Source organism: Mucilaginibacter sp. (genome assembly GCF_039207105.1).
Classification (GTDB): Bacteria; Bacteroidota; Bacteroidia; order Sphingobacteriales; family Sphingobacteriaceae; genus Mucilaginibacter.
The window spans coordinates 1-7,746 of sequence record NZ_JBCECK010000107.1; the positions used below are offsets into that span (position 1 = coordinate 1).

The window sequence follows — 7,746 nt, forward strand, 5'->3', positions numbered from 1 at the left end:
AATTGGCACATTTATCTCCGGTAACGTTTGCGCTTTTTACATAAGTGTGTAATTTGTGTGGTAAAATTACACTCGTGCCACATGTTAGTCGCCAGCGTATGCCCAGGCGCTTTCATAAGCGTTAAGTCCTTCGGTATAATTAATAAAGTCGGCATAAAATGGCAGGCGTGTAAGGGTTGAGCTATCACCAATAACCACTAATTTCTTTCGGGCTCGTGTCAGGGCAACGTTCATGCGGCGGATATCCGAAAGAAAACCAATCTCACCTTCATTATTGCTACGCGTCATGCTGATGTATACCACATCCCGTTCCTGCCCCTGAAAACTATCTACCGTATTTACGGCTATATAATCATTGTATTTGAGCAACTCGGGATGGGCAGCCAGTTGTTCGTTTAGCACCCTGATCTGTTCTTTATAAGGAGCAATAACGGCTATAGTCGGAATACTCGCGGCAGGGTTTAAGCCGGTCATGAGCCGGGCCAGGTGTTTTAATAAAAAAGAGGCCTCTTCCGGGTTGGCTAAACTGGTGCCTTGCTGCTGCTCATCAAAACCGCAGCCCGCGGTATCAATAAAAGAAACGGGCATATCATCCTCAAATAACAACCGGTGCGCTACCGAAACATGTGCCTTGAGCCTGCCCTCATAAAATACCTTTGATGAAAAGCCCATGATAGCTTCGTTCATCCGATACTGTTCTTCCAGCAGCACAACGGCTTCGGGGTGTAGGGCGGCACATTTTTCGAGCAGGGTAGTGCTTAAGCCATCTTTTGCAGCCTCAGTCGATTTAATGGTAGGGGGCAGCTGGCAATGGTCGCCTGCTAATACTACTTTTTGAGCTTTCAATATGGGTATCCAGCAAGCGGGTTCCAATGCCTGGCCGGCCTCATCAATTACTACAGTATCAAACGTTACATCACGTATGGTGTAATGGTTGGCGCCTACCAACGTGGCGGTAATAACCTGTGCTTTGGCCACCAGGTCATCAATAATGTGCTGCTCGGTGGCGGCAACATCTTTCATGATCTTGTGTGCTTCATTGAATAATGCCTTTCGCTGGTCGCGTTCGGCTTTGCCAAAGCTGCGTTTATATTTATGGGCCATATCCTTATAGGCGCTGGCCTGTTTTTTTAATTTTTTTACTTCTTTATTATCCCGGTGGTCCGTCATTTTGCTATCGAGCGTTAGCGAAAACAATTTTTCAGATACCCGGGCAGGGTTGCCGATGCGCAGCACATTAAGGCCCTCGTCGGTAAGTTTTTCGCTGAGTAAATCAACGGCGGTGTTGCTGGGTGCAACTACCAGTATTTGTTTTTTATTTTGCTGATGCAGCGCAATGATAGCCTGTACCAATGTGGTTGTTTTGCCGGTACCGGGCGGACCGTGTACAATGGCCACATCCTGCGCCGAAAGTATTTTTTGAACTGCCATTGCCTGCGAGGCATTTAAAAGAGGAACAGATACAGGGGGCAGTGTATTAAACGAAGGTGACTTTTGACCGGTAAGTATGTTGATCAAGCGGCCTTCCAGTGGTTTGGCGCTTAATGCCGAGGCTTGTTTAACAGCACTCTGCATTTCATCATAGCTATTGTTATCAAAAAGCAGGTCGACGCCCAGTTTGCCGTCACGGCTCCAGTCGGGTAGCTCATCGGTATACAGAGTGATCTTGAGGCGATCATTATTTACATAAGTGATGGTGCCCTCTACACGGTCTTTTTGCGGATCATGATTGGAGAACAATGCTGCAGGCACACCAAAACGAAACTGGTGGGCCATATCTTTATGGGTGGTGCGTTCTATTTCAACATTAATATAATCGCCCCGGCCGGGTTCGGTGCCTCGTATGGCAACAGGGTACCAGCTCAAGCCTTGTGCACGGCGATCGGCAGCGCCTGTATTTTCAGTAAGTTTTAAGTAAGCGTTACGGTCTTCCTCTTTTTCTTTATTGAGCAGATCAAGGAGCTTTTTAAAATAATCCATTAACTGCAAAGGTAAGGTTTTTGGGACGGAAGGGCTGTGGGAATATGGGACTATTAGACTGTTGGACTATGGGACGTTGGGATAAAGGAGCAAGAACAAATTTCTTCTTTCCATTCCCCGGTTATCATTTTAGCAATACGTCCAATCTTCTCATAGTCTCCAAGTCCCAAATCATTAATTATTGATAAAAAATAATAAAGTTTGTCGCAAGGTGATTATTTTGCCAGGATAATTATAAAAATGAACAATACGAACGGGTGTCAAATTCGGGGAATAAATGGAATTTTATATTGATTTATAAACGGAAATAACACTCAGGTTTCAACTATTTTTAAAGCCTGAAATATTCAACGATGAGGGAAGCATGCAGACATTTTTTTTTGGTAAGGTGGTTTAGGGATATTCCGATCGCGAGAAAATTATATTTCACCATTGGTATAATGGCTTTTTTGATCATTGTGGAGCTGTTTACCTTAAATTTCGCTATAAAGACTTTATCGGCAGTGCGTTCATATGTTGGCGGCGAAGGACTTTGGTCAAAAGCGCAGAAAGACGCGCTGGCTCACTTGCGCATGTATGCGTATTCACATGATGAAAAAGACTATCAGGCTTTTCAGGAGTTTTTAAAGGTTCCTTTGGGCGATGGTATGGCCAGAACCGCCCTTGAAAAACCGGTGCCTGATTATGAGATGGCCCGTAAAGGCTTTTTGACGGGCCGTAACCACCCGGATGATATTGACGGTATGATTAACCTGATGCTCCGTTTTAACCAGATCAAGTATTTAAAGCAAACCATTTACTATTGGAAAAAGGCCGAGAGTATCATGATCAAGCTGATACCCGTAAGCGGGCAATTGCATCAAAATATTGTTTCGGGTAAAATAACACCAACGCAAACTCAGCAGTTTTTAAATTATGTAAATGCTATTAACGCGGAGTTTACACCGATGGAGGATAGCTTCTCCTATAGCCTGGGCGAAGGTTCGCGTTGGTTTGAAAACCTGGTGTTGAAAATATTAATTGCCCTTGCCTTCACTATTGAACTAACTGGTATACTGATTGCCATATCTATTAGTAAGGGTATACAAAAGGGTATTAAAGAAATAATATCAGGTGCTAAAAAGGTATCGGAAGAGCAGTTTGATACCCGCGTTACCGTATACTCACGTGACGAGATAGGGGTTTTAGCGACTGCTTTTAATCAGATGACTGATAAGCTGGCGCATACCATATCAGAATTAAAGGATACCCAGATCAAGGAACGAAAGCAAAATGACAGGGCCGAGGCATCTGAAAAAATTAAACAGGTGTTTATAGCCAACATGAGCCATGAAATTTTAACGCCCATGAACGCTATTGTGGGTTTTTCAGCTTTGCTAAAAGAATCGGAGATCAACGAAGAACAAAAAGAATATCTGGGGGCCATTATTAAATCTGGCGAATTTTTGAAAAGTCTGCTGAACAATATACTTGAACTTTCAAAAATGGAAACGGGCAAGGTAAAGTTAGAGCGCGACCCCATTAGCATTGATAACATTGTGCGCGATGCCATATCTATGCTAAAGCCCGAGGCACACAAAAAAAACCTTGCTATTAGTTATAAAATTGAGACAGATGTACCTAAGATGGTTTTGGGTGATGAATTACGCCTGAGTCATATATTGGTAAACCTGGTCTCAAACGCTGTAAAGTATACAGAGGAGGGCTCTGTTTTTGTCGATGTATATGTTATTGATAATACCGAGGATACCATTTGGATAGGGTTTAGTATTCAGGATACAGGTATGGGTATCCCTATCGAAAAACAGGGTAAAATATTTGTAAGCCTTGATCAGCTGAAACATAACCATGAGCTGGGCGGGATAGGTTTAGGTCTTAATATGGCCAAACATCTGGTTGATTTGCATAACGGGGATATATTTATAAAATCAAGCACGCCCCAAGGGTCCGATTTTAGATTTTTACTCCCATTTTATAAACAGCGCGGTGTTACTGAAGATGATGAATGTCCAAACGCGGATAGGGAAAACTGCGATAAATACCAAGGCAAAGCTAAACATGCCCGGATATTGGTTGCTGAAGACAATCACTTAAACCAATTGCTTATTGTTAAGGTGCTTGAAAAAAACGACTACCGCGTGCATGTTGCCGATAATGGTAAAATAGCGCTTGATATGCTTGAAAAAGGCAACTACGATCTTATTTTGATGGATCTGGATATGCCCGAACTAAACGGGTACGAGGCTACGGCGGCTATCAGAAGCTGGAATAACGAAAAAAGTACTATCCCCATTATCGCGGTAACTGCGCATGCCACCGATGAGGTAATGAAAAAATGTATGGACTACGGTATGAATGATTTTATTGCCAAGCCTTTTGATGCCCAGGATTTACATCAAAAAATAAATGCTTTTTTAATAAAGGTTTAACCGCCGTGGTAATACTACAAGCCAGTGTAAGCCACAATAAGTAAGCATTATCGAAAACAAGCTGTAACATAAGTAACTTTTGCTTATCTAAATAAGAAATTATACCGTATTTTTCGGCTGGAAGTCCTTTGCCCTGAATTTTTACAAATTATTTACCTTATTATGCTTATTAGATCCTGCAAAAAATATAAGCCTGTTGTACCCCAAAAAATGAAGCTCTTTGCTACAGCAACTTTGCTTACAGCCGTTTTGGCCTCTTGTGGCAATGGTCAGAAACCTGCCGGCGGTGCCTCAGGTCAGGAGGCGGTAGACTATAAGGTGATTACCTTGCAGCCTCGACAAGCCACCTTAAATGTTGATTATCCTGCCAGCATACAGGGCCAGCAAAATATAGAGATAAGACCCAAGATTGATGGTTATGTAGAAAAAATTTATGTAGATGAGGGGGAGGTTGTAAAAAAAGGCCAACTGCTTTTTAAAATAAACGCCCCACAATATGAGCAGGAGGTACGCACCGCCGAAGCAGGCATCAAAACCGCCGAGGCCGACCTGAGCATGGCCAAAATGCAGGTGAATAAAGTAAAACCATTGGTTGAGAAAGATATCATCAGTCACTATGAACTGGAAGCAGCCGAGTACACGCAGCAATCAAAAGCGGCGGCGCTGGCACAGGCCCGGGCAAGTTTGGTTAACGCCAGGGTTAATCTGGGTTATACTACTATTACCAGCCCGGTAAATGGGGTTATAGGTTCATTACCATACAAGCTGGGTAGTTTGGTTACCGGCACTACCACCGATCCATTAACTACGGTTTATAACACTGCTAATGTGTATGTATATTTTGCCCTGAATGAGAAACAATTACTTGATTTTAGTAAAGACAGTTCAGGTGCAACATCTCTCAAAGCCCAAATAAGCAAGCTGCCCAAAGTTTCGCTGATATTACCCGATGGTACAACATACGATCATCAGGGACATGTAGAAACTGTGAACGGCTTGATCAATACTGCTACTGGTGCAGCCAATGTAAGGGCTGATTTTCCAAATCCAAGAGGTATGATCCGCAGCGGAAGCAGTGCATCAGTGAGGATCCCTAATACCATTAAATCGGGACTGCTGGTTCCGCAAAGCTCCACTTATGAATTGCAGGATAAGCGTTTTGTATACCTGGTTGATAAGCAGAACAAAATAAAAAACGTAGCGATTCAGGTAATGGATAATACACCAGGCCAGTTTTATGTGGTGACAGAAGGCTTGCACGCCGGCGACAAAATAGTATTGGAAAGCGCCAATAACTTAAGGGATGGCACACCCATTAAGCCTGTAAGTGTTAGCGATGGCTCTGTATATGGCAGCCTTAAATAATTAAGTGTTTTAATTTTCAATCCTGCAAAAGCGAAATTATGCTTAAAAAATTTATAGAACGCCCCGTACTGTCAACCGTAATTTCAGTTTTGCTGCTGATACTGGGCATACTGGGCCTTATTAGCCTGCCCATATCACAATATCCGGATATAGCACCGCCAACGGTGAATGTACAGGCCTTTTACAGCGGCGCCAATGCCGATGTGGTGCTCAAAAGCGTGATCATCCCGATGGAGGAGCAGATCAACGGAGTGGAGAACATGACTTACATGACCTCCCAGGCCAGTAATGATGGTTCGGCATCAATCACGGTTTATTTTAAGGTGGGTACTAATCCCGATCTGGCCGCGGTAAACGTGCAGAACCGGGTTTCTCGGGCAACCAGTTTACTGCCGCTGGTAGTAACCCAATCAGGTGTTACAGTGGCCAAAAGCCAAAGCAGTAACCTGATCATCTTCTCCTTATACAGCGAAAATAAAACTTATGACGAAACCTTTCTGCAAAATTACGCCAAAATAAACCTGGTGCCGCAAATACAGCGTGTTACCGGTGTGGGCGATGCGCAGGTTTTTGGCTCAAGGGATTATTCCATGCGTATTTGGTTAAAGCCCGATGTTATGTCGCGCTATGGCTTGGTGCCTGATGATATTACAGAGGTATTGAATGAGCAGAATATTGAGGCCGCTCCGGGTAAATTTGGCGAAAACAGTAACCAGTCTTTTCAGTATGTGATCAGGTATAAGGGCAGGCTGCAAACAGCTGCCGAGTTTGGCAACATGATCATCAAATCGGTTGGGAACGGACAGTTGCTGCGTTTAAATGACGTGGCCCGGGTGGAGTTGGGCTCGCTTGATTATTCGTTCCATATCATTACCAATGGTTTGCCATCGGTAGGTGTGGCCATCAGCCAAACAGCGGGTTCAAACGCCCGGAATGTGATCAATGAATCAAAAAAGATCCTGGATGCTGCTTCAGAGACTTTTCCCAAAGGCATGAAGATAGCCTACCTGGTTGATGCCAATGAACTCTTGGATGCCTCTATCGAAAAGGTGATCAGCACATTGATAGAAGCTTTTATTCTGGTGTTTATTGTAGTGTTTGTTTTCCTGCAGGATTTCAGGTCAACCCTGATCCCTGCTATCGCGGTTCCGGTGGCTATTGTGGGCACTTTCTTTTTCCTCAACCTATTCGGCTTCACTATTAACCTGCTCACGTTGTTCGCGTTGGTGCTGGCCATTGGTATTGTGGTGGATGATGCTATCGTCGTCGTCGAGGCCGTGCATGCCAAGCTGGATATGGGCTATAAATCTCCCCGTAAAGCGGCTGTTGATGCCATGAGTGAGATATCCGGCGCCATCATTTCCATTACCCTGGTGATGTCGGCGGTGTTTTTACCCGTAACATTTATATCGGGCTCAACCGGAGTATTCTATAAACAATTTGGTATTACCCTGGCCGTGGCTATCTTGCTTTCAGCAGTAAACGCCTTAACACTAAGCCCGGCATTATGCGCCTTGTTTTTAAAACCGCACGAAAAAGGAACGCCCAAACATGGATTTATCAACCGGTTTTATACCATATTTAATGCTTCGTTTGAGGCGGTAAGCGGTAAGTATAAGAAGTCGGTAAATTTTCTGGCGCATAAAAAGTGGATCGCGGTTGTAGTTGTATTGGCGTTTGCCGCCACACTGGTTTACCTGGTAAAAACTACTCCATCAAGCTTTGTACCTAATGAAGATCAGGGTGTGGTGTTTGCGGCCATCAGTTTGCCGCCTGCATCATCAATGGAGCGTACCGACGCTTTTGCCAATAAGATAGATAGTATAGGCCATACCTTCCCGGCTGTTGAAAGTACGCTTAAACTGGTGGGTTTTAACTTTATAGCCGGTTCGGGCAGTGCTTACGCGATGGTGATCATGAAGTTGAAAACCTGGGAGCACCGTAAAGATAAAAATGAAAGCCAGGAGAGTAT

Annotated in this window: 4 protein-coding genes; 3 read left to right on the forward strand and 1 reads right to left on the reverse strand. The window is 43.9% G+C overall.

What is annotated here, in order from left to right:
- Positions 1 to 84: 84 nt before the first annotated feature.
- A complete protein-coding gene (locus AAGC65_RS18420) occupies positions 85 to 1,980 on the reverse strand; it encodes an AAA domain-containing protein (protein ID WP_343113932.1) in 1,896 nt (631 codons plus the stop codon).
- Between the two features lie 440 nt (positions 1,981 to 2,420).
- Here AAGC65_RS18420 and AAGC65_RS18425 point away from each other — a divergent pair, with 440 nt between their 5' ends.
- The 3 genes from AAGC65_RS18425 to AAGC65_RS18435 all read left to right on the forward strand — a co-directional run.
- Entirely contained in the window at positions 2,421 to 4,409 is a 1,989-nt protein-coding gene (locus tag AAGC65_RS18425) for a response regulator (RefSeq protein ID WP_343113933.1), read from the forward strand.
- A gap of 210 nt (positions 4,410 to 4,619) precedes the next feature.
- Positions 4,620 to 5,774 (forward strand): efflux RND transporter periplasmic adaptor subunit, encoded by a 1,155-nt coding sequence (locus AAGC65_RS18430; RefSeq protein WP_343113934.1) that lies wholly within the window; start codon positions 4,620 to 4,622, stop codon positions 5,772 to 5,774.
- Between the two features lie 38 nt (positions 5,775 to 5,812).
- The coding region (locus AAGC65_RS18435) for an efflux RND transporter permease subunit (RefSeq protein ID WP_343113935.1) at positions 5,813 to 7,746 on the forward strand (1,934 nt) is incomplete at its 3' end.

Excerpts from the sequence above, each read along its gene's own strand:
- AAGC65_RS18420 (WP_343113932.1), bottom strand. The coding sequence starts at position 1,980 with ATGGATTATTTTAAAAAGCTCCTTGATCTGCTCAATAAAGAAAAAGAG.
- AAGC65_RS18425 (WP_343113933.1), top strand. The coding sequence starts at position 2,421 with ATGGCTTTTTTGATCATTGTGGAGCTGTTTACCTTAAATTTCGCTATA.
- AAGC65_RS18430 (WP_343113934.1), top strand. The coding sequence starts at position 4,620 with ATGAAGCTCTTTGCTACAGCAACTTTGCTTACAGCCGTTTTGGCCTCT.